Source organism: Falsiroseomonas selenitidurans (genome assembly GCF_012103215.1).
GTDB lineage: Bacteria > Pseudomonadota > Alphaproteobacteria > Acetobacterales > Acetobacteraceae > Falsiroseomonas > Falsiroseomonas selenitidurans.
The window spans coordinates 1-2,201 of the sequence record NZ_JAAVNE010000113.1 but is presented as its reverse complement, the minus strand read 5'-3'; the positions used below and the strand labels follow the sequence as shown (position 1 = coordinate 2,201).

Below are 2,201 nucleotides of genomic sequence, written 5' to 3'. Positions count from 1 at the left end.
CCCGGCCGCCCGCTGCGCCTCGGCCGCCGCCAGCAGGCGGTCCTCCACCGCCGGGCGCAGCGCCTCCGCCCGTGCCCGCACCGCCGGATCGGCATCGGCCAGCGCCAGGCGCAGCAGCGCCACGCCGCCGGGCCGTGCCGGCTCGGCCGCCAGGTCCAGCGCCCGGGCCTTCTGCCCGGCATGGCCCCAGCGCAGCACATCGCCGAGCGATTCCAGCAGCAGCCCCTGCGGCACCGCCGGCGCGTCGCCGATCGCGTCCAGCCGCGCATCCAGCGGGTCTTCCGGCAGCGGCGGGCGAACCCGGCGCAGGCGACACGGCGGCCCGGCGATCCAGGCGGCCAGTGCCCCCGTCATGGCCAGCGGACCCAGCGCCGGCAGCAGCGCGGCGGCCAGGCGCAGCTGCGCCACCGCCCAGGCTTCGGCCGACGGCGCCGCATCCGGCCGTGGCCGCAGCCGCAGCAGGAAGGGCAGCACCAGGCAGCAGAGCAGATGCAGCGCCAGCGCGCCGTGCCACCAGCCGACACCCAGTGCCAGCACCGCCAGGAACTGCGCCACCGCCAGCCCCACCAGAGCGAGTTGCGCCGCCGGCGGCGCCGCCGCATGGCGGCGTTCGGCGCGCCTGCGGTCCAGCCCGGGCGGCGGCAGGCTGCGGAAGCGGCGCTCCACCAACCGCCTATCGGCCATGCCCGGCCTCGATCGGGCGGGGCGCCTGGCCCAGCGGCACCCCGCCCTCCCCCAGCCCATGCAGCAACGCCACCCCCACCACCACATGCGCCGTGGCCGAAGGCGCGCGCTGCGCCAGCAGGGCGCGCAGCCGTGCCGCGGCTGCATCCGCCCCGGCCACCGCCGCGCCCGGCAGCAGGATCGACAGCCGCCGATCCTCCAGCCGCGATTCCAGCAGCAGGTCGGAGCCGCGGAAGGCCTCCGCCATCGCCGCGCGCGTTGCCTCCAGCGCTGCCGCGCCGCGCGGCCCGGCCGGGATCTCGGCAGAGAGCAGCGCCAGTTCGAAGCCCAGGCGGCGGGCCAGGCCGGTCATCACCGCGATGGCGCGACCGGCCTCCTCGCCCGGGACCATCAGCCCGCCGCCGGCCATGCCGGGGGCCACGCCGCCGGGCAGGCCGGTGAGGCCGGAGGCGGATTCGGCCGCCTCCCGCGCCCGCGCCTCGGCCAGGGCGGCACCGATCCAGCCGGCGGCGGCCTGCAGGGCGGGGATCGTCTCCAGCGCCAGGTCGGCGAAGCCGATATCCTCCACCTTCACCATGCCGAGCAGCGCCCCGTCCCAGGGCGAGAGCACCGGCGCCGCCAGCACGCCCTGTTCGCCCAGCGCCAGGCGGTCCGCCGGCCGGGTGGCGACCAGCGGGCCGGTGGCGTGGGCGATGGCATCGGTCAGCGGCCCGGGCAGCAGCGTGTCGGCCAGGGTCGCGCCCTCCGGCCAGCCCTCGGCCGCGACCAGATGCAGGGTGCGGTCCTCGGCCAGCCAGAAGGAACAGGCGGTGCAGCCCGTCGCGGCGCGCAGCAGCCCGGTAGCGCCGCGGATCACCCCCTCGGTCCCGGCGCCCAGCATGCGCGCCGCCTCGAACACCGCGGTCGTCGCCTGCAGCCGGGCGCCGAGCCGGGCGTCCAGCTCCATGGCCCGGTCGGCCAATCGTTCATTGGCGTCGGCGATGGCGTCGCGATCCGCGATCGCCGCCTCGGCGGCGGCCTCGGCCGCGGCCAGCCGGCGCCGCGCCAGATCGGTCAGGAAGCCGACCAGCGCGGCGAAGAGCGGGTAGGTCAGCGGCTGCACCCAGGCGCCGGTGGTCCAGACATCGGCCGAGAGCGCCAGGCCAAGGCGCACCACGGCGGCGGCCAACGCCACGGCCAGCCCCGGCACCAGCCCGTGCCGCGCCGCGACATAGAGCACCGGCAGGATGAAGGGGGAGGCCGGCCAGCTGGCGAAGCCGGTGCCGCCGGTGGCCAGCAGGTCGAGCCCCACCAGCAGCACCAGCGCGACGAAGCCCTCGAGCAGTGGGCCGAGCGGCAGTTGCAGCGGCGCCAGCCCGGCCAGTGGCAGGCTGGGAAGCGCGGCGAGCGGTGGGCCGAGGGGGCGCGCCGGCGGCCCGGCAGGCGGAGGGGCAGCAGCCGGAGGGGGCCCGGACGGGGGCTGCGGCTCGGCCATCGCGCGCAGCCGCGCGGCCGCGGCCTCCGCCGGGCGGGTGCGG

At 78.8% G+C, this 2,201-nt stretch carries 2 protein-coding genes; both read right to left on the bottom strand.

Annotation, left to right across the window (positions count from 1 at the left end):
* Window positions 1-684: hypothetical protein (locus HEQ75_RS27535; protein ID WP_209318816.1), on the bottom strand; the 684-nt coding region annotated here is incomplete at its 3' end.
* Window positions 674-2,201, bottom strand: a 1,528-nt coding sequence (locus HEQ75_RS27530) for a hypothetical protein (RefSeq protein WP_209318815.1), incomplete at its 5' end; no start/stop codon positions are given. The genes HEQ75_RS27530 and HEQ75_RS27535, both read right to left, overlap by 11 nt.